The organism is Pedococcus sp. P2_A3 (assembly GCF_056405035.1).
This window is the reverse complement of record NZ_JBFUCW010000009.1, coordinates 129,927-148,818: the sequence shown is the minus strand read 5'-3', so window position 1 is coordinate 148,818 and position 18,892 is coordinate 129,927. Positions and strand designations below refer to the sequence as shown.

The 18,892-nt window shown below is 71.4% G+C and carries 19 protein-coding genes; 14 read left to right on the top strand and 5 right to left on the bottom strand.

Annotation, left to right across the window (positions count from 1 at the left end; translation table 11 throughout):
• Positions 1-116 precede the first annotated feature (116 nt).
• From mreB to AC1DX8_RS09815, 9 genes are all read left to right on the top strand, one after another.
• Positions 117-1,130, top strand: coding sequence for a rod shape-determining protein MreB (gene mreB, locus AC1DX8_RS09855; RefSeq protein WP_477629745.1), 1,014 nt, complete (start codon positions 117-119; stop codon positions 1,128-1,130).
• Positions 1,131-1,146: 16 nt separating this feature from the next.
• The gene (gene mreC, locus AC1DX8_RS09850) at positions 1,147-1,965 is read left to right on the top strand and encodes a rod shape-determining protein MreC (RefSeq protein ID WP_477629741.1); all 819 of its coding nucleotides are present in this window, start codon (positions 1,147-1,149) and stop codon (positions 1,963-1,965) included.
• A gap of 4 nt (positions 1,966-1,969) precedes the next feature.
• Positions 1,970-2,461 carry a rod shape-determining protein MreD gene (locus AC1DX8_RS09845; RefSeq protein WP_477629740.1) on the top strand — a complete coding sequence of 164 codons (492 nt, stop codon included), beginning with the start codon at positions 1,970-1,972 and terminating at the stop codon, positions 2,459-2,461.
• 14 nt (positions 2,462-2,475) lie between these two features.
• Positions 2,476-4,464 carry a penicillin-binding protein 2 gene (gene mrdA / locus AC1DX8_RS09840; RefSeq protein WP_477629739.1) on the top strand — a complete coding sequence of 663 codons (1,989 nt, stop codon included), beginning with the start codon at positions 2,476-2,478 and terminating at the stop codon, positions 4,462-4,464.
• Between the two features lie 63 nt (positions 4,465-4,527).
• Entirely contained in the window at positions 4,528-5,922 is a 1,395-nt protein-coding gene (gene lpdA / locus AC1DX8_RS09835) for a dihydrolipoyl dehydrogenase (RefSeq protein ID WP_477629738.1), read from the top strand.
• 13 nt (positions 5,923-5,935) lie between these two features.
• Positions 5,936-6,508: a GNAT family N-acetyltransferase gene (locus AC1DX8_RS09830; RefSeq protein ID WP_477629737.1), complete on the top strand. Its 573-nt coding sequence runs from the start codon at positions 5,936-5,938 to the stop codon at positions 6,506-6,508.
• Positions 6,509-6,720: 212 nt separating this feature from the next.
• Positions 6,721-7,260: a helix-turn-helix domain-containing protein gene (locus tag AC1DX8_RS09825; RefSeq protein WP_477629736.1), complete on the top strand. Its 540-nt coding sequence runs from the start codon at positions 6,721-6,723 to the stop codon at positions 7,258-7,260.
• Between the two features lie 122 nt (positions 7,261-7,382).
• Positions 7,383-7,652 (top strand): 30S ribosomal protein S15, encoded by a 270-nt coding sequence (gene rpsO / locus AC1DX8_RS09820; protein ID WP_056923573.1) that lies wholly within the window; start codon positions 7,383-7,385, stop codon positions 7,650-7,652.
• A 170-nt stretch (positions 7,653-7,822) separates the two neighbouring features.
• Positions 7,823-10,255: a polyribonucleotide nucleotidyltransferase gene (locus AC1DX8_RS09815; protein ID WP_477629735.1), complete on the top strand. Its 2,433-nt coding sequence runs from the start codon at positions 7,823-7,825 to the stop codon at positions 10,253-10,255.
• A gap of 75 nt (positions 10,256-10,330) precedes the next feature.
• On the opposite strand, the gene AC1DX8_RS09810 is transcribed toward AC1DX8_RS09815, so the two are convergent.
• Positions 10,331-11,014, bottom strand: coding sequence for a helix-turn-helix transcriptional regulator (locus AC1DX8_RS09810; protein ID WP_477629734.1), 684 nt, complete (start codon positions 11,012-11,014; stop codon positions 10,331-10,333).
• A gap of 89 nt (positions 11,015-11,103) precedes the next feature.
• On the opposite strand from AC1DX8_RS09810, the gene AC1DX8_RS09805 reads away from it, so the two are divergent.
• The 5 genes from AC1DX8_RS09805 to AC1DX8_RS09785 all read left to right on the top strand — a co-directional run bounded on the left by AC1DX8_RS09805 (position 11,104) and on the right by AC1DX8_RS09785 (position 16,681).
• Complete coding sequence (locus tag AC1DX8_RS09805) at positions 11,104-11,538, top strand: DoxX family membrane protein (protein ID WP_477629733.1); 435 nt, start codon at positions 11,104-11,106, stop codon at positions 11,536-11,538.
• Between the two features lie 4 nt (positions 11,539-11,542).
• Positions 11,543-12,769 (top strand): NAD(P)/FAD-dependent oxidoreductase, encoded by a 1,227-nt coding sequence (locus tag AC1DX8_RS09800; RefSeq protein ID WP_477629732.1) that lies wholly within the window; start codon positions 11,543-11,545, stop codon positions 12,767-12,769.
• Between the two features lie 161 nt (positions 12,770-12,930).
• Positions 12,931-15,465, top strand: a complete 2,535-nt coding sequence (locus tag AC1DX8_RS09795; RefSeq protein ID WP_477629744.1) for an ExeM/NucH family extracellular endonuclease — start codon at positions 12,931-12,933, stop codon at positions 15,463-15,465.
• Between the two features lie 97 nt (positions 15,466-15,562).
• Positions 15,563-16,330 (top strand): 4-hydroxy-tetrahydrodipicolinate reductase, encoded by a 768-nt coding sequence (dapB, locus tag AC1DX8_RS09790; protein WP_477629731.1) that lies wholly within the window; start codon positions 15,563-15,565, stop codon positions 16,328-16,330.
• A complete protein-coding gene (locus AC1DX8_RS09785) occupies positions 16,331-16,681 on the top strand; it encodes a hypothetical protein (protein ID WP_477629730.1) in 351 nt (116 codons plus the stop codon).
• Between the two features lie 7 nt (positions 16,682-16,688).
• Here the strand turns inward: AC1DX8_RS09785 and AC1DX8_RS09780 are convergent, their stop codons facing one another.
• Genes AC1DX8_RS09780 through AC1DX8_RS09765 form a run of 4 tightly spaced genes read right to left on the bottom strand, consistent with a single transcriptional unit; the run spans position 16,689 to position 18,840 of the window.
• Positions 16,689-17,003 carry an AzlD domain-containing protein gene (locus tag AC1DX8_RS09780; RefSeq protein WP_477629729.1) on the bottom strand — a complete coding sequence of 105 codons (315 nt, stop codon included), beginning with the start codon at positions 17,001-17,003 and terminating at the stop codon, positions 16,689-16,691.
• A complete protein-coding gene (locus AC1DX8_RS09775; protein ID WP_477629728.1) occupies positions 17,000-17,752 on the bottom strand; it encodes an AzlC family ABC transporter permease in 753 nt (250 codons plus the stop codon). The genes AC1DX8_RS09780 and AC1DX8_RS09775 overlap by 4 nt, the downstream gene beginning before the upstream one ends.
• A 4-nt stretch (positions 17,753-17,756) precedes the next feature.
• Entirely contained in the window at positions 17,757-18,338 is a 582-nt protein-coding gene (locus AC1DX8_RS09770; protein WP_477629727.1) for an N-acetyltransferase family protein, read from the bottom strand.
• Between the two features lie 34 nt (positions 18,339-18,372).
• A complete protein-coding gene (locus tag AC1DX8_RS09765) occupies positions 18,373-18,840 on the bottom strand; it encodes a dihydrofolate reductase (protein WP_477629726.1) in 468 nt (155 codons plus the stop codon).
• Positions 18,841-18,892: the final 52 nt, after the last annotated feature.

Sequence of the window (18,892 nt, the reverse complement as noted above, 5' to 3'; positions counted from 1 at the left end):
GTGTCGTCACACCAGTCACACCGGCACCACTCTCGGGACGGCTCGGGCGCGGCTCCCCGATCCCGGCGCGGGGCCGACCTAGCATCGCGGACGTGGCGAGCGGTGCGCGTGGCTGGATGACGATGGGCAGGGACCTGGCCATCGACCTCGGCACCGCCAACACCCTCGTCTACGAGCGGGGCCGCGGCGTGGTGCTCGACGAGCCGTCGGTCGTCGCGGTCGAGGCCGGCACGGGCCGGTTGATCGCCGCCGGCACGCGGGCCAAGGAGATGCTCGGCCGCACGCCCGGGCACGTCCGGGCGGTCCGTCCCCTGGCGGACGGCGTCATCTCGGACGCCGACGTCACCGAGCAGATGCTGCGCTACTTCGTCGACCAGGTCCGCCCGTCGCGGCTCGTCCGCCCCCGGATGGTGGTGTGCGTGCCGAGCGAGGTCACCGGCGTCGAGCGTCGCGCCCTCGAGGACGCCGCCGTCCGGTCCGGTGCCCGCCGGGTCTACGTCATCGAGGAGCCGATGGCCGCCGCGATCGGGGCCGACCTCCCGGTCAACGAGACCGCCGCCTCGATGGTCGTCGACATCGGAGGAGGCACCACCGACGTTGCCGTGATCAGCCTCGGCGGGATCGTGACGGCCAGGTCGGTGCGCGTCGGCGGTGACGAGATCGACGAGGCGGTCATCGCCCACGTCAAGAGCGAGTACTCGTTGCTGCTGGGGGAGCGCAGCGCCGAGGACATCAAGGTGGCGGCCGGTTCCGCCTTCCCGCTCAGCGCGGAGACCAGCACCCGCGTGCGGGGCCGCGACCTCGTGAGCGGGCTGCCGAAGACCGTGACCATCACCAGCCAGGAGGTCCGGCGGGCCATCGAGGCACCGGTCCTGCAGATCGTGGACGTCGTGCGGGCCACCCTCGACGTCTGCCCGCCCGAGCTCGCCGGCGACATCCTCGACAACGGCGTCACGCTCACCGGCGGGGGAGCGCTGCTGCGGGGGCTCGACGAGAGGCTGCGTCACGAGCTCGGGGTGCCGGTCCGCGTCGCCGACGACCCGCTGCGTGCCGTGGTGCGCGGCTCCGGGCGGTGCGTGGAGGAGTTCTCGACGCTGGAGCGGGTCCTCATCGACACGCGCCGTTATTGACAGGCGCAGGTGACCGATGCGTGACACGTCGCGACGCCGTCTCCTCGTGGCACTGGTGGCGCTGACCGTGGTGGTGCTCGGCCTCGACGTCGCGGGCGGCCCCGGCACGGCGCAGCTGCGCTCGGCCGGGGGCGCCGCGTTCGGCCCCCTCGAACGGTTCCTCTCGCCGAGCGTCGAGGCCGCGGGCCCCGACCCGGCCGCAGCCCGCGCCGGGGTGCTCCACGACCAGCTCGCCTCGCAGACCCGCGAGGCTGACGAGCTGGCAGCACTGTCCGGGGCCCCGGACCTCGCCGGGAGCACCTTCCTGCCGGCCCGCGTGGTCGGGGTCGGGCGCCAAGGCGCCGCAGGGCCGGAACGGGTCACCCTCGACCTCGGCGCCCGCGACGGCGTGAAGCCTGACCTCTCGGTCGTCTCCGCCGACGGTCTGGTCGGCAGGGTCGTGACCGTGTCTCCGTGGACCTGCGACGTGCTGCTCATGGGGAGTGCCGAGCTCGTCGTCGGGGTCCGCGTCGGCGACGCAGGCACCCTCGGCTCGGTGGGCAGCGGAGCCCGCGGCCCCCAGCACCGTCCGGCCGGTCAGCTCAACCTCACCGTCGTGGAACGCGGCACGGTGCGCACCGGTGACGTCGTCACCACCATGGGCAGCGTCGGCGGCTCTCCCTTCCCGGCGGGCCTTCGGGTCGGCACGGTGCAAGTCGTCGACGAGGCGCCCGGAGACCTCACCCCCACGGCGGCGGTGCGACCCGCGGTGGACCTCACGACCCTCGACGTCGTCGGCGTCCTGCTCACCGGACCACGGACGACGGCGCGCACCCCCAGCACGGCCACGGGGTGAGGGTGTGCGACTGCCTTCGCTCACGCTGACGTTCCGTGGCCTCCTGCTGCTGCTCGCCGCGGTCACGTCGGTCGTGCTCTCGGCGCGCTCGGAGCTCGCCCTTCCCGACCTCGTGCTCCCGGTGGTCGTGGCCGGAGCGCTGCGGGTCGGGCCCTCCCGTGGGGCGCTCCTGGGCCTCGCGGGTGGCTGGCTGGTCGACCTCATGCCGCCCGGCGCCGCCGTGCTGGGCACCGCGGCGCTCCTGTATGCCGCCGCAGGCCTCCTCGCCGGTGCCGGACGTCGCGAGGGCCAGGCGCCGTTCGGCTGGGTCGCCACGGTCGGGGCGGGCGCAGCTGTGGTGGTCACCACGGGGCGGCTGGCGGTCGCAGCCCTGACGGGTGCGCCGGTGCAGTGGCCGGTCGTGGGTGCCGAGCTCACGCTGACCGTCCTGTTGTGCGCGGTCCTGGTGCCGGTGCTGGTGCGCTGTGAGCAGCGGCTCGCCCGAGGTCGGCGATGAGGCGCGGGACGTCGGTGCGCGACCACTCTGCGCGGGTGTGGGTGCTGGGGCTGGTCGTGCTGAGCTTCATGGGGGCCTTGCTCGGGCGCCTCGGCCAGGTGCAGATCGGCGGCCACGCGGACTACCGGGCCGCCGCGGCCAGCGTGAACACCCGAACGGTCACCGAGCCGGCCGTGCGGGGTCGGATCCTGGACCGCAACGGCATCGCGCTGGTGGACAACACCACCGAGACCGTCGTGACGGTCGACAGGGCGGTCCTGGTCGACGCCCCCGACGGTGGTCGTGACCTGGTCGCCCGGGTGGCCAAGGTGGTCGGCGCACCGCTGGAGCAGCTCTGGGGGCGTACCCAGCTGTGCGGGGTCGCGGGCGCGCCACCCGCACCCATCTGCTGGGCGGGCTCCGCGTACGTGCCCATTCCGCTGGTCAGCGGTGTCGACCCACGCAAGGCCCTGAGCCTGCTCGAGCGCCCTGATCTCTTCCCCGGCATCGGGGTCTCGGCCCAGCCGGTCCGTGACTACCCGGCCGAGCGGACCGTCAACGCCGCCCACCTCCTGGGGTACCTCGGGCGGTCGGACGCCGAGGACGTCAGCGGCTCCAGGGGCATGATCGGCGACCTCGACCTCGTCGGACGGTCCGGGCTGGAGCAGCAGTACGACCACCAGCTGCGGGGCACCCCCGGGACCACCACGGTCGCGGTCGACCCGCGGGGCATCGTCACGAGCCAGCTGGGGCACACCGACCCCGTGCCCGGCCAGGACCTCGTCACCAACCTCGACGCCCGCGTTCAGGCCGCCGCGGAGCGGGCCCTGGTCGCCGCGGTGGCCGGCGCGCGCAAGCGCGGTGACCGCGCCGACTCCGCCGCTGCCGTCGTCCTCGATGTCACCAACGGCGCGGTGGTGGCGGCGGCCAGCTACCCGACGTACGACCCGCAGGTGTGGACCGGCGGGGTGGGAGCCGACGAGTTCGCGCGGCTCACCGACCCGTCGGCCGGCACGCCACTGGTCTCCCGCGTGACGTCGGCGGCGTTCTCACCGGCCTCGACCTTCAAGGTGGTCAGCCTGCCTGCGGCCGTCGCGGCGGGGAACTCGCTCGGCGGCACGTACAACTGCACGTCGAGCTCCACGATCGGCAACCGCCGGTTCGCCAACTTCGAGTCGCGGGCCTACGGACCGATCTCGCTGCGCACGGCGATCGAGGTCTCGTGCGACACCATCTTCTACGACTTCGCGTACCGCTCCTGGCTCGCCCAAGGAGGCCTCGGCGCGACGTCCGATGCCTACGACCCCTTCGTCGCGATGGCCGAGCGGTTCGGGCTCGGCCGCAAGACAGGGATCGACCTGCCGGGCGAGCAGGCCGGACGGGTCCCCGGCCGAGGGTGGAAGAAGACCGAGTGGGAGGACACGAAGGTCCAGACCTGCGCTCGCGCCCGGTCCGGCTACCCCGAGGTGGCCGCCACGGACCCCAGCCGCGCGGCATACCTCAAGGAGCTCGCGGTCGAGAACTGCCAGACGGGCTTCCAGTTCCGCGCCGGTGACGCGGCCAACTTCGCGATCGGCCAGGGCGACACCACGGTCACCCCGCTCCAGATGGCGCAGGTCTACGCGGCGATCGCCAACGGCGGCACGCTGTGGAAGCCGGAGGTCGCCCGTTCCCTGGTGACTCCCGGCGGTGGCACCCAGGAGGTGGCGCCGGTCAAGGCTGGCAGCGTGGCGTTCCCGCCCGGCACGCTCGCCTTCCTCCATGAGGCGCTCGCCGGGGTCGTCACCAACGGCACGGCGCGGGGGGCCTTTGCGGGGTTCCCGCTCTCGCAGTGGCCGGTGGCCGGCAAGACGGGCACCGCCGAGGCGTTCGGCCAGCAGGACACCTCGTGGTTCGTGTCCTACGCGCCGACCACGAGGCCCCGGTATGCCGTGGCGGTCGTGGTCTCCCAGGGTGGCACGGGTGCCGAGGCCGCCGCGCCCGCGGCCCGGGCGATCCATGACGTCCTGCGCACCCTGCGCTAGGGAGGCGGCCACCGGGCACGGGCGAGGTGGGGCGTCGTCGGACGAGTCAGTAGGCTGGCGCGCATGGCTGACTTCGATGTCGTTGTTCTCGGTGCTGGTCCTGGCGGTTACGTCGCGGCGATCCGCGCCTCCCAGCTCGGCCTCCGGGCCGCGGTGGTCGAGTCGAAGTACTGGGGCGGTGTCTGCCTCAACGTCGGCTGCATCCCGTCGAAGGCGTTGCTGCGCAACGCCGAGCTGAGCCACATCCTGACCCACGAGAAGGACAAGTTCGGGATCGAGGGCGACGCCACCATGTCGTTCGGTCCCACGCACGCCCGATCGCGCGCGGTGTCGGCGGGGATCGTCAAGGGCGTCCACTTCCTCATGAAGAAGAACAAGATCACCGAGATCGACGGCTGGGGCACGCTGACCAGCCCGACCTCGATGGACGTCGCCCTCAACTCCGGCGAGAAGCAGTCGATCACCTTCGACAAGCTCATCATCGCGACCGGCGCCACCACCCGGCTGATCCCCGGCACCTCGTTGTCCGACCGCGTCGTGACGTACGAGGAGCAGATCCTCACCGACCAGCTGCCCGGCTCGATCGTCATCGCCGGCTCGGGGGCCATCGGTGTCGAGTTCGCCTACGTCATGAAGAACTTCGGGGTCGACGTCACCATCGTGGAGTTCCTCGACCGGATGGTGCCGACCGAGGACGCGGAGGTCTCCAAGGAGCTGCTCAAGCACTACAAGAAGCTCGGCATCACGATCCTCCTCTCCACCAAGGTCGAGTCGATCGACGACAGTGGCGAGAAGGTCAAGGTCACCGTCTCTCCCGCCGCCGGTGGCGACTCGCAGGTCATCGAGACCGACAAGGTGCTCCAGGCCATCGGCTTCGCCCCGCGGCTCGAGGGCTACGGCCTCGAGGCGCTCGGCGTCGCGACCGAACGCGGCGCGATCGTCATCGACGACCACTGCCGCACCAACGTCGAGAACGTCTACGCCATCGGCGACGTGACCGGGAAGCTCATGCTGGCCCACACCGCCGAGGCCCAGGGGGTCGTCGCCGCCGAGACCATGGCGGGCGCGGAGACCATGCCGGTCGAGTACGACTTCATCCCGCGGGCGACCTACTGCCAGCCGCAGATCGCCTCATTCGGCTACACCGAGGCCCAGGCCAAGGAGAAGGGTTTCGACGTCAAGGTCGCCAAGTTCCCGTTCTCCGCCAACGGCAAGGCGATGGGGCTCGGCGACGCGGTCGGCTTCGTCAAGGTCGTCGCGGACGCCACCCACAACGAGATCATCGGCGCGCACCTCATCGGCCCCGACGTCACCGAGCTGCTGCCGGCGTTGACCCTCGCCCAGAAGTGGGACCTGACCGCCGACGAGGTGGCTCGCAACGTCTTCGCCCACCCGACCCTGTCCGAGGCAGTCAAGGAGGCCGTCGAGGGGATCGCCGGCCACATGATCAACCTCTGACCCAGGGCCTGTCATGCCGCGTGTCACCCTGCCGATCTCGACCGACCGGCTCGTGCTGCGAAGTTTCCTGCCGCGGGACGTCGACGACGTCCTGGCCTACCGGTCGCAGCCCGACGTGGTCCGCTACATCCCGGGCGAGCCGAGGGACCGCGAGCAGGTCGCGGACCTCGTCGCCCACTCGACCACCGCCGGTCTGGTCGACGACAAGCACATCCACCTGACCCTCGCCGTCGACCTCGGTGGTCGGGTGGTCGGCGACGTGATGCTCCACCTCAACGGCCTCGACGGCTCCGACGGCAAGCAGGTCGAGCTCGGCTGGGTGTTCACCCCCGACGTGCAGGGTCAGGGCTACGCGACTGAAGCAGCCCGGGCCCTGGCCGACATCGCCTTCTCCGAGCTGGGGGCGCACCGGGTGTGGGCCCAGCTCGAGCCGGAGAACACCGCGTCCTCGCGGATCTGCGAGCGGCTCGGCATGCGCCGCGAGGCCTACTTCGAGAAGGGGTCCTGGTTCAAGGGCCGGTGGACCGACCTGGCCATCTACGCCATCCGCGCCGACGAGTGGCCGCCCGCAGCTCCCGAGGCCTGACTCACCCAAGGCGACCCCGGGGGGCTAGGCACCAAGGTGCGGGGACTACGTCACTGGTCGCAAGGTGCGGGCAGTGACGTAGCGGCGTGCGAGGGCTGGCTGCCGCCCGGCCGTGGGCCCGCCAGCGTCCCGATCCGGGGTGTCGGTGGGTGGGCTCATGCTGTGGGGAGGCCTATGGGTAGGCCCGTGGGGGCGATGATGAGGGGGCCAGCATGAGCTCGGAGGCTGGTGGGGTGCACGTCCCGTTCGATGCGGCACGCTACCTGGCGCGGGCCCGGCGGCTGGCCGACCTGAGCCAGCGCGAGCTGGCGGAGGCCGCCGGCGTCGGCAAGTCGACGATCTCGGGATTCGAGTCCGGTGCCCGCAGGGTGCCCGTCGCGGTGCTGGACCAGCTCCTGCGGGCGGCTGGTCTGCGGCTCGCCGTGCTCGACGGCCACGGCGTCGAGGTCCAGCCGGTCGCCGCGGGCGTGGTGCGCGACAACGCTGGTCGCCGGTTTCCGGCCCACCTCGATGTCGAGCCGCCGGACGTGCTGCCTCGGGAGGCGCTGGTGTCGCCACGCTACGACCGGCTGCCGGCCAAGGCCTGGTACCACCGCAGGGCCGAGCGGGATCAGATCGCCGGGAGCGGGGGCCGCCCACCCGACCACCCGACCGACCACGAGCTGATGCTGCGGCGCGCCATGCGAAGGCCCGTCCACCGCGGAGGCCCTGCCGCTGATGGCGCTGGGTCGGCGAGTTCGCAGGGCGATTAGGGGGGTGCAGCACGCCGCTGGTAGCCTTGGCACCGCCGTAGACCGGCCGCGGATCCAGAGAGCCCAGGTGAACCAGCCCTGGCGCACCGCGCAACGATCACACGAAGGAGCAGTGCCGACCCATGCCGTTGAGCGCAGACGTCAAGCAGAAGATCATGTCCGAGTACGCCACGCACGAGGGCGACACCGGCTCCCCCGAGGTCCAGGTGGCGATGCTGACGCAGCGCATCCTCGACCTCACCGAGCACAGCCGCCAGCACAAGCACGACCACCACAGCCGCCGCGGCCTGCTCCTCCTGGTCGGCCAGCGCCGCCGGCTCCTGCGCTACCTCGAGAGCGTCGACGTCGAGCGTTACCGCTCGCTGATCAAGCGCCTCGGTCTGCGCCGCTAAGCATTCGACAGGGACGGTCCTCACCACGAGGACCGTCCCTCTCGCATGAGGGCGGCACCCGGTGCCGCCCGAAGCACCACCCCTGCAACACCGTATGAAGCAGAACCCGTGCACAACGACGATGCACAGGGTCGTTTGAGAGACATCTCAACAGAAGAGAAGGAGGGCCCATGGAGGGTCCAGAGATCCAGTTCGCCGAAGCAACCATCGACAATGGTTCGTTCGGTACCCGCACGGTCCGGTTCGAGACCGGACGCCTGGCCAAGCAGGCCGGTGGCGCAGTCGCCGCCTACCTGGATGAGGACACGATGCTCCTCTCCACCACCACCGCCGGGAAGTCCCCGCGCGAGGGTTTTGACTTCTTCCCCCTGACGGTCGACGTCGAGGAGCGGATGTATGCCGCGGGCAAGATCCCCGGCTCGTTCTTCCGCCGCGAGGGTCGCCCGTCGACGGACGCGATCCTCACCTGCCGCCTGATCGACCGCCCGCTGCGCCCGACCTTCACCAAGGGTCTGCGCAACGAGGTCCAGGTCGTCATCACGGTGCTCGCGCTCAACCCCGACCACCAGTACGACGTGCTCGCCATCAACGCGGCCAGCGCCTCCACCCAGATCTCGGGTCTGCCGTTCTCCGGTCCGATCGGCGGCGTCCGCGTCTCGCTGATCGACGGCCAGTGGGTCGCGTTCCCGAACTTCTCCGACATCGAGCGCTCGACCTTCGACATGGTCGTCGCCGGCCGCGTCGCGGGCGACGACGTCGCCATCATGATGGTCGAGGCCGAGTCCACCGAGTCGACCTGGAACCTCGTGAAGAACGAGGGCAAGCAGGCCCCGACCGAAGAGGTAGTCGCCGAGGGCCTCGAGGCCTCGAAGAAGTTCATCAAGGTCCTCTGCGAGGCCCAGGCCGAGCTGGCGAGCAAGTCCGCCAAGCCCGTCCAGGACTTCCCGATCTTCCTCGACTACGAGGACGACGCGTATGCCGCCGTCGAGGCTGCGACCTCGGACGACCTGTCGCAGGCGCTCACCATCGCCGGCAAGCAGGAGCGCGAGGAGCGCATCGACGAGCTGAAGGACTCCATGAAGGAGAAGCTCGCCGCTGAGTTCGAGGGCCGCGAGAAGGAGCTGTCCGCGGCATACCGGTCGGTGCAGAAGAAGCTGATCCGTCAGCGCATCCTGCGCGACAAGGTCCGCATCGACGGCCGTGGCCTCGCCGACATCCGCGCCCTCGGCGCCGAGGTCGAGGTCCTGCCGCGCGTGCACGGCTCGGCCATCTTCGAGCGCGGCGAGACCCAGATCATGGGTGTCACAACGCTCAACATGCTCCGCATGGAGCAGCAGCTCGACACGTTGTCGCCGGTGACGCGCAAGCGCTACATGCACAACTACAACTTCCCGCCCTACTCCACCGGTGAGACCGGTCGGGTGGGTTCGCCGAAGCGTCGCGAGATCGGTCACGGAGCGCTCGCGGAGCGTGCGCTCATGCCGGTGCTGCCGACGCGTGAGGAGTTCCCCTACGCGATCCGTCAGGTGTCCGAGGCCCTCGGCTCCAACGGCTCGACGTCGATGGGCTCGGTCTGCGCGTCCACCCTCTCGATGCTCAACGCCGGTGTGCCGCTGCGCGCCCCGGTCGCGGGTATCGCCATGGGCCTGGTGTCCGACGAGGTCGACGGTGAGACGCAGTACGCCGCGCTGACCGACATCCTCGGCGCCGAGGACGCCTTCGGTGACATGGACTTCAAGGTCGCCGGCACCCGCGAGTTCGTCACGGCCATCCAGCTCGACACCAAGCTCGACGGCATCCCCGCCTCGGTGCTCGCTGGCGCGCTGACCCAGGCCCGCGACGCGCGCCTGCACATCCTCGACGTCATGAACGAGGCCATCGACGCCCCCGACGAGATGAGCCCGTTCGCTCCTCGCGTCATCTCGGTGCAGGTCCCGATCGACAAGATCGGCGAGGTCATCGGGCCGAAGGGCAAGATGATCAACCAGATCCAGGACGAGACCGGCGCCCAGATCTCGATCGAGGACGACGGCACGATCTACATCGGTGCGACCGACGGTCCTTCGGCCGAGGCTGCCCGTGCGCAGATCAACGCCATCGCGAACCCGCAGATGCCGGAGATCGGCGAGCGCTTCCTGGGCACCGTGGTGAAGACCACGACGTTCGGCGCGTTCATCTCGCTCCTGCCGGGCAAGGACGGCCTGCTGCACATCTCCGAGGTGCGCAAGCTCGTCGGTGGCAAGCGGATCGAGGCCGTCGAGGACGTCCTGGCCGTCGGCCAGAAGGTCCAGGTCGAGCTCAAGGAGATCGACCCGCGCGGCAAGCTCTCGCTGGCGGCCGTCCTGGCCGAGGGTGCGAGCGGCGACGCCGAGGCTGACGAGGCCCCGGCCGCCGACACCGACACCGACACCGACACCGACACCGACACCGACACCGACGCCCCCCGTGCGGACCGCGAGGACCGTGGCGAGCGTCGCGAGGGTGGCCGCAGCCGCAACCGCCGTCGTGGCGGCCGTGGCGACAGCGACCGTGGTGGCGACGACCGTGGTGGCGACGCCCCGGAGAGCGCGGCCCCGGCCACGTCCGAGGACGCCGCAGGCTGACCCACGCCTGCCAACGCCTGACAGTCTGACCAGCGGGCCGGTCCACCGACAGGTGGGCCGGCCCGCTGTCGTCGGTCAGGTCGTGTGCACCCGGACGCAGCAGTGCTCCGGGGTGGGTTCGAGTCGCGGGCGGACTCCGGGGCATTCCAGCCCGTCGATCGCGCCCTCGACGAGGGCGAGGTTCATCGAGCACACGAGGTCGGTGTGGTCCTGGGCAAGCCGGTCGAAGGGACAGTTGTCCAAGGCCAGCTCGGCCCCGTCGGGGCTGATGCGTGGCTCGTAGCCATACCGCTCGAGGAGCTGCGCCACCCTCGCCAGCGGTCGGCGCGCCCGAGGCGCCGGCGGTTGGGCCGCGAGCTCCCGCCCGGCCGTGGCAGCCGCCGTCGCGACCGCGTCGGGCAGCGCCGTGCCCGTGGCGGTGACGGCGTCGATGGCCTCCGCCAGGATGGCCCCGGCCAGGTCGTACCGCCGCGGGGGCAGCGAGACGTCGACGGTCCGGCTGGCACGGCGGTAGAGCTTGGCCGGCCGCCCTGCACCCGGGCCCGACCGCCCCGACAACCGCTTGAACTCGACTTCCAACAGTCCCTCCTCGACCAGGCGGTCGAGGTGGAACTTCGCCGAGTGCACCGGGACCCCGACCGCCTGTGCGGCCTCCTCCCGGCTCACGGGGGAGTCGGAGGCGGCCACGTGGTCGTAGAGCGCTCGGCGTGAGGGCTCGGCGAGCGCGCCGAGGGCGGTCAGGTCGTCTCTCGTGGTCATGGCACCTCTAAAGGATAGATTCATTGACGTTTTCCGTGAGCGGTCGTAAAGTCAAAATATCACTCCGATAGAAGATCCGGGAGCAACTCATGGACACGACACGGTCAACCACGGCAGCACCCTCCATCGAGGCCATCGGCACGCCTCCTGCCGCAGCCAGACAGGCCTTCCTCATCCTGCGGACGGCCTTCACCGTCGCGCCGATCCTCTTCGGCCTCGACAAGTTCACCAACCTGATGACGGACTGGACCGCCTACCTCGCGCCGTGGATCAACGACCTGGTGCCGGGGACGGCACAGCAGGCCATGTACGCGGTCGGGGTGACCGAGGTCGTGGCCGGGCTGCTGGTCGCCGTGGCACCCCGGCTCGGGGGACTGGTCGTCGCCGCCTGGCTGGCCGGCATCGTCGTGGACCTCCTGTCGCTGGGCGACCACTACGACGTGGCCCTTCGCGACGTCGGGCTGCTCGCGGCAGCGGTCGCACTGTCCCGGCTGGCGCCGCCGGTGCACCTGCGCAGAGGATGAGCACATGACTGACGCGCGCAGGTTCGTGATCGTGGGTGGCGGGCTGGCCGGAGCCAAGGGAGCCGAGGCCCTGCGCGAGCGGGGCTTCACGGGGGAGGTCGTGCTCCTCGGCTCCGAGGAGCACCTGCCCTACGAGCGGCCACCGTTGTCCAAGGGCTACCTCAAGACCGGGGAGGGCCTCGACGAGGCCTTCGTCCACACCCGTCAGTGGTATGCCGCGCACGACGTCGAGGTGCGCACCGGCACCGTCGTGACAGCGATCGACCGCGACGCGCGGGAGGTGGTGACGGCTGACGGCGAGCGCACGGCATACGACCGGCTCCTGCTGGCCACCGGCAGCTCGCCGCGCACCCTCACGCTGCCCGGCCACGACCTCGGTGGGGTGCTGTCGCTGCGCACCATCGAGGACAGCGACCGGATCCGCGCGCTGATGCAGCCCGGCGCGAAGCTGGTCTTCATCGGCGGCGGGTGGATCGGGCTGGAGGTCGCGTCCGCAGCCCGCGACGCGGGCGCCGACGTGGTGGTGCTGGAGAGCCTCGAGCTCCCCCTCGTGCGGGTGCTGGGGCGGCAGATCGCCCAGGTCTTCGCCGACCTGCACCGCGAGCGCGGCGTCGACCTGCGGACCTCGGTCACGATCGAGGAGATCGTGGGCTCGAGCGGTGCTGCCAGCGGGGTCCGGCTGGCCGACGGCGCCGTGGTGCCCGCGGACGCGGTCGTGGTCGGCATCGGCGCGGTGCCCAACGTGGCGCTGGCCGAGGCGGCGGGTCTCGCGGTCGACAACGGCGTCACGGCCGATGCGGTCGGGCGGACGAGCGACCCGGACATCTTCGTCGCGGGTGACCTCGCCAACGTCGAGCACCCGTTCCTCGGGCATCGCGTGCGGGTGGAGCACTGGGCGAACGCGCTCAACCAGCCCGACCTCGTGGCCGCCGCGATGCTGGACCAGGACGGTCCCGAGCCCGAGCTCCCCTACTTCTTCACCGACCAGTACGACCTCGGGATGGAGTACCACGGGCTGGGTGGGCCCGACGACGACGTGGTGGTCCGGGGGAGCCTGGCCGACCGCGAGTTCGTCGCGTTCTGGTTGCGCGAGGGCCGCGTGGTGGCCGGCATGAACGTCAACGTGTGGGACGTCGGCGACGGCATCAAGGCGCTGATCCGGTCACGCACGGTCGTGGACCGCGACCAGCTCGCCGATCCGGGCGTCGAGCTCGGCGGCCTCGCGCAGTGAGCTCCAAACCCTGACCTGACCTTTACCTGCGTGACCCATTCCAGACATTCCGCATTCGCCCTCGACGTGATGTGATGCCCCATCGGCCCGGACCACCGTCCCTGGGCTGTCAATCCTGAGCACGTCGTTGGAGGACTGCTGTGCGCGTACCCCGCAAGCACATGATGGGAGCGGTGGGCGCGTTGGCCCTCACTGCTGGAGTTCTGAGTGTCGCCCCGAGTGCGCTGGCCGCACCGTCAGTGGGGGCACCCGTGGTGATCAACGAGGTCTACGGCGGGGGCGGCAACTCCGGCGCCGCCTTCAACCGTGACTTCGTCGAGCTGGTCAACAAGACCACCAGCACGGTCGACCTGACCGGCTGGTCCGTGCAGTACGCCTCGGCGACCGGGACGAGCTGGACCACCAAGACCAACCTGACCGGCACCATCCCGGCGGGTGGCCGGTTCGTCCTCGGTGGCGCCGGAGGAGCCAACGGGGCGTCCTTCACTGCAGACCTCGACGGCGGCATCAACCTCAGCGGCAGCGCCGGCAAGGTTGCCCTGGTCAACACCCAGACCGCCCTGCCCGGCACCACGTGCACCGACGCCTGTTCCGACCTGTCGCAGGTCGTCGACTTCGTCGGCTACGGCACCGCCAACGACTGGGCCGGAGCGGCCGCAGCCCCCGGCACGGCGAACGCCACCTCGGTGTCGCGCAACAGCACCAGCACCAACACGGCGAACAACGCGGCCGACTTCACGGTCGGCGCACCGACGCCGGGTGCGGGCACCCCGCCGCCCCCCGGCACCCCGGTCGCCAAGACCATCGCCGAGGTCCAGGGCACGGGCTCGACCTCGCCGCTGGTCGGCCAGAACGTCATCATCAAGGGCGTCGTCACCGCCGCCTACCCGACCGGTGGCTTCCACGGCTTCTACCTGCAGACGCAGGGCACCGGTCCCGAGCCGGCCGCGAGCGGCGCCTCGGACGGTGTCTTCGTCTTCCAGTCCGGCAGCTCCACCCCGCTGGACCCGGACGCCGTGGTCGGCAACTACGTCGAGGTCACCGGCAAGGTCAGCGAGTTCAGCGGGCTCACCGAGGTGACTGCCGCCGGGGCGGACATCGTCGACGCCGGCGATGACTTCAGCCCGGTCCAGGCGCTCACCGTGCCGTGGCCAACGACCGACGCGGGTCGTGAGTCGGTGGAGGGGATGCTGTTCCAGCCGACCGGCGACTACACCGTCACCAACACCTACGGCACCAACCAGTTCGGTGAGGTGGGACTCGCTGTGGGCGACCACCCGCTGCTCCAGAACACCGAGGTGGGGGCCCCCGGCAGCCCCGAGGCCGCTGCGGTCGTGGCTGACAACGCCAAGCGTGCCGTCACCCTGGATGACGGTGCCTCGAGCAACTTCACGGCGAGCAGCTTCAGCACCGGGACGTGCGGCGCCCGACCGATCCCGTGCCTCCTCAACGGTGACCTCACCCCGGCCTACGTGTCCAACACCAAGCCGGTCCGGGTCGGCGAGGCAGCGACCTTCGGCGCCCCCGTCGTCGTCGACTACCGCTTCAACCTGTGGCGCTTCCAGCCGACCGCCCAGGTCGTCGGTCCCGACAACGCCACGTCGCCGGTGAGCTTCGAGAACACCCGCACCGCAGCACCGGACACCGGTGCCATCAACCAGCTCGGCACGGCCGACCTGAAGGTCGCGTCGTTCAACGTCCTCAACTACTTCACCGACCTCGGCGACCAGGACCCCACCTGCCTGGCCTACTACGACCGCGACGACAACGGCGTCACGGTCCGCGACGGCTGCGACCGTCGTGGCGCCTGGGATGCGGCCGACCTGGCCCGCCAGACCGAGAAGGAGGTGTCGGCGATCACCGCGCTGGACGCCGACGTCGTCGGGCTGATGGAGATCGAGAACTCCGCCAAGTTCGGCCACCCACGTGACACGGCGCTCGCTGCCCTCGTAGCAGCCCTCAACGCCAAGGCCGGCGCGGGCACCTGGGCGTTCGTCCCGTCCTCGACGGACCTGCCGTCCGCCGACGACCAGGACTTCATCACCAGCGCGATCATCTACCAGCCGGCCAAGGTCATGCGGGTGGACCGCTCGCGCGCCCTGGGTGACCAGAGTGGTCCGACGCAGGCGTTCGGCAACGCCCGTGAGCCGATCGCGCAGACGTTCAAGAAGAAGACCGGCAAGGGCGACAAGTTCCTGTTCGTGGTCAACCACTTCAAGTCCAAGGGCTCGGCCGGTCCGTTCCCCGGCGACGAGGACACCGGTGACGGACAGGGCGCCTCGGTGACCAGCCGCATCCTGCAGGCCCAGGCCCTGCGCGACTGGGTGCCGGGTGTCGCGGCGGAGTACGGCGCGAAGGCCATCGTCATGGCGGGCGACTACAACTCCTACACGATGGAGGACCCGCTCGACGTGCTCTACCGGGCCGGGTACACCGACGTGGGCAGCACCTTCGACCCGTCGAGCTACTCGTACTCCTTCAGCGGGCTGTCCGGCTCGCTGGACCACATCCTCGTCAACGACTACGCCCTGCGGATGTCGACGGGTGCCGACCACTGGAACATCAACTCCGGTGAGTCGGTGGCGATGGAGTACAGCCGGTACAACTACCACTCGACCGACTTCCACCAGTCCGGCCCGTACCGGTCGTCCGACCACGACCCGGTCGTCCTCGGCCTGAAGGCGTTCGTGCAGTAACGAACCCATGCGGCCCAGGCGGGCCCGGTGCCACTGGCACCGGGCCCGCTGTCGTGGGGGCGGCTGTCGTGGGGGCGGCTGTCGCTACGCTGGCCCCGTGAGCGAGACGACCAACGTGCGGACGACCAGGGTGGCCGTGATCGGGGCGGCAGGGCGGATGGGCGCGGAGGTATGCCGGGCGGTCACCGCCGCGCCGGACCTCACCCTGGTCGGGAGGTACGACCAGGGCGACGACCTCGGCGACCTCGGCGGTGCCCACGTCGTGGTGGAGTTCTCCGTGCCGACGGCCTCGCCGGGCAACGTCATCCACTGCGTCGAGCAGGGGGTGCACGTGGTGGTCGGCACCACCGGCTGGGACGACGCCAAGCTGGCCTCCCTGCGCGAGCCGTTGGCCGCGCACCCGGAGGTCGGCGTCCTCATCGCCCCCAACTTCGCGATCGGGGCGATCCTCATGATGCGGTTCGCCCAGCAGGCAGCCCGGTTCTACGAGTCGGTCGAGGTCATCGAGCTGCACCACCCCGACAAGGTCGATGCACCGTCGGGCACCGCGGCCCGCACCGCGCACCTCATCGCTGCGGCCCGGTCAGAGGCAGGTCTCGGCGACGTACCCGACGCCACCACCCAGGACCCGGAGGGCACGAGGGGCGGCCGGGTCGACGGGATCCCGGTGCACTCGGTGCGGCTGCGCGGCCTGGTCGCGCACCAGGAGGTCCTGCTCGGAGGGGAAGGCGAGCTGCTCACGGTGCGGCACGACTCCTTCGACCGCACCTCCTTCATGCCGGGGGTCCTCGAGGGCGTGCGTCACGTGGGCGCCCACCCCGGGCTGACCGTGGGCCTCGAGCACTACCTCGGCCTGGGCGACTGAGTGCGCGAGAAGGTCACCGCGCTGGTCCTGCTCGTCGTGCTGGGCTTCTACTCGGCCACCATCGGGTGGCGCGGGGTCGAGCTGGTGCGCGACGGCCGACCTGTTGCCGTGCTCCTCGGCGTGGCCGTCATCCTCATCCCGGTCGTGGCTCTGCTCGCGATGGTGCCGTTGGTGCGGTTGGCCAGGGACGGCTCGGCGATGATGGCGCAGGCGCGCGAGCGCGGCCCCGACGGCGCCTGGGGTGCCGAGCTCGAACAGGCCGAGGCCAGTGGGGTCGCCGGTGACCGGGCCGCGGAGCAACGGCACTACCGAGCCGCCGTCAGGGCCTGGCGCGTCGACCGCTCCGCCTGACGCGACGTCAGGAGACGCCGAGCAGGCGCAGCCCGGCCGCGACCGCGGCGGCCAGCACGACGACGACGAGGAACGGCGCCCGGAGCAGGAGGGCGACCATGGCCACCCCCACGGCGGCTGCCCGGGCGTCCAGGACGCGGGCGCCGGTCGAGGTGGTCAGCGTCTGCGTCGCCACGAGCGCGGCCAGCAGGGCGATGGGCAGCGCCGAGGTGATGCGCGTGGTCCGGGCACCGTCGAGCCAGGTCTCGGGCACGAGGTGACCCGCCAGCTTCAGGACGAACGCCAGCGCCGACGCGACGAGCACCGCAGTCCACGTGCTCATGCCAGGTCTCCGTCGTCGGGCCGGCTGCCGTCGGCGTCGGCCCACTGGTGCGGGGGCGCTGGGTCGTGGTGGGCGCGTCGGGAGAGCCCGGCCAGCAGGGCGGTGCAGCCGGCCACGAGCACGGGCACCCCTGCTGGGGCGTGCGGCGCCACGAGCACCGCGGTGAGCGCGGCCATCGCGGCGATCGCGAACGCATCGGCCGACTTCAGCCGCGGCCACAGGAGGGCGCAGAACGCCGCTGCCGCCGCGGCGTCGAGGCCGTAGCGTCGGGGGTCACCCATCCGGTTGCCCACGACCGCGCCCACGAAGGTCATCAGGTTCCACAGCAGGTAGATGCCGATCCCGGTTGCCCAGAACCCGATTCGAGCGCCCTCGCGCCCGGGCTGGGCCACCGCCACGGCGGTCGACTCGTCGATGGTGAGCTGCGCGGCCGCGGCGCGGCGCACGCCGCGGGCTCCCAGCATGCGGGAGACCTGCAGGCCGTAGAGGCCGTTGCGGACGCCGAGGAGGGTCGACGTCGCGATGGCGGCCGGCGCCCCGGCCGGACCGGCAGCCATCACCCCGACGAACGCGAGCTGTGAGCCGCCGGAGAAGAGCAGCAGTGACAGCGCCTGGGTCTGGACGAGGGACAGCCCAGCGGCGACGGAGAGGGTCCCGAAGCTGATGGCGTAGGTGCCGGTCGCGAGGGCGACGGAGATCGACTGGCGCAGCACGTGGCGACGCCCGTCCGAGTCGAGGGCGGCAGTCACGGGCTCACGGAGCAGGGCGGTCCAGGTCGGCGACCAGACGGACCTCGCGGGCCGTGTCACCGTCGGGGGAGACCACGCGGTCGCGGAAGGCGCCGTCGGGGCCGAGCCCGCTGGCCAGCAGGAACCCCCGGGTCGACTCGTCGGACGCGAGCACCCAGACGTGCAGGCGGGTGGCCCCGGCTCCGCGCAGCGTGTCGACGACGGCGTTCAGCAACCGGGAGCCGTGCCCGACCCGGCGGGCGTCCGGGTGGACGCCGAGGGCCGAGAGCTCACCGGTCTCGGGAGATGCGTCCGGGTCCTGGCTGGGGCCGATGGAGGCGAACCCCACCACTTGGTCCCCGGCGCACGCCGCGAGCAGCCGGTAGACCCCTTGGGGAGGGGACGCCAGGGACTGGCGCCAGACCGAGGCGAAGGCCTGCGGCTCGAACGTGGCGATGACCTCTTCGGGCAGCACCGCGGCATACGCCTCGCGCCAGACGACGGCCTGGACCAGCCCCACCGCCGGTGCGTCGGTCTCACGGGCCAGGCGCACACTCGCGTCGGCGAGCGGGCCGGGGGAGTGGGTGTGCTCGTGGGGGTGCGCCATGGCCTGCATCCTGCCACTGGCGCTCGGAGCCTCGTCAGGCGCGCTCGTACGTCACCCAGCTGAAGCCGTCACGGGCCTCGCGCGCCACCTCGTGCCACTGCCCCGGGTCGATCGCGGGGAAGCGGACGTCTCCCTCGGGCGACTGCTCGACCTCGGTGATGAGGAGCCGGTGGGCCCAGGGCATCGCCTCGGCGTAGACCTGGCCGCCGCCGCAGACGAAGACCTCGTCGGCCGGCCCGGCCAGGGAGAGCGCCTCGCTCAGCGAGTGGGCGGTCTCCACCTCGGCGTGGCTCCAGTCGGGCTGACGGGTCACGACGATGGTGCGCCGCCCCGGGAGCACCCGTCCGATCGAGTCGAAGGTCTTGCGCCCCATGACCATCGGGTGACCCATCGTGGTGCGCTTGAAGAACGCGAAGTCCTCCGGCAGGTGCCACGGCATGTCGTTGTCGGCCCCGATGACACCGTTGCGGCCTACCGCGGCAATGAGCGTCACGTTGGTCATGCGGACACGTTCCTCATGCCGACAGGCTAGCGACAGGCCGACGAGACGCCGG

Coding starts and splice junctions, on each gene's coding strand:
- AC1DX8_RS09770 (WP_477629727.1), bottom strand. CDS start 18,338: ATGGCGCACCCCCACGAGCACACCCACTCCCCCGGCCCGCTCGCCGAC.
- AC1DX8_RS09795 (WP_477629744.1), top strand. CDS start 12,931: ATGATGGGAGCGGTGGGCGCGTTGGCCCTCACTGCTGGAGTTCTGAGT.
- AC1DX8_RS09780 (WP_477629729.1), bottom strand. CDS start 17,003: ATGAGCACGTGGACTGCGGTGCTCGTCGCGTCGGCGCTGGCGTTCGTC.
- rpsO (WP_056923573.1), top strand. CDS start 7,383: ATGCCGTTGAGCGCAGACGTCAAGCAGAAGATCATGTCCGAGTACGCC.
- AC1DX8_RS09805 (WP_477629733.1), top strand. CDS start 11,104: ATGGACACGACACGGTCAACCACGGCAGCACCCTCCATCGAGGCCATC.
- AC1DX8_RS09800 (WP_477629732.1), top strand. CDS start 11,543: ATGACTGACGCGCGCAGGTTCGTGATCGTGGGTGGCGGGCTGGCCGGA.
- AC1DX8_RS09825 (WP_477629736.1), top strand. CDS start 6,721: ATGAGCTCGGAGGCTGGTGGGGTGCACGTCCCGTTCGATGCGGCACGC.
- mreB (WP_477629745.1), top strand. CDS start 117: ATGACGATGGGCAGGGACCTGGCCATCGACCTCGGCACCGCCAACACC.
- mreC (WP_477629741.1), top strand. CDS start 1,147: ATGCGTGACACGTCGCGACGCCGTCTCCTCGTGGCACTGGTGGCGCTG.
- AC1DX8_RS09765 (WP_477629726.1), bottom strand. CDS start 18,840: ATGACCAACGTGACGCTCATTGCCGCGGTAGGCCGCAACGGTGTCATC.
- AC1DX8_RS09830 (WP_477629737.1), top strand. CDS start 5,936: ATGCCGCGTGTCACCCTGCCGATCTCGACCGACCGGCTCGTGCTGCGA.
- lpdA (WP_477629738.1), top strand. CDS start 4,528: ATGGCTGACTTCGATGTCGTTGTTCTCGGTGCTGGTCCTGGCGGTTAC.
- AC1DX8_RS09815 (WP_477629735.1), top strand. CDS start 7,823: ATGGAGGGTCCAGAGATCCAGTTCGCCGAAGCAACCATCGACAATGGT.
- AC1DX8_RS09810 (WP_477629734.1), bottom strand. CDS start 11,014: ATGACCACGAGAGACGACCTGACCGCCCTCGGCGCGCTCGCCGAGCCC.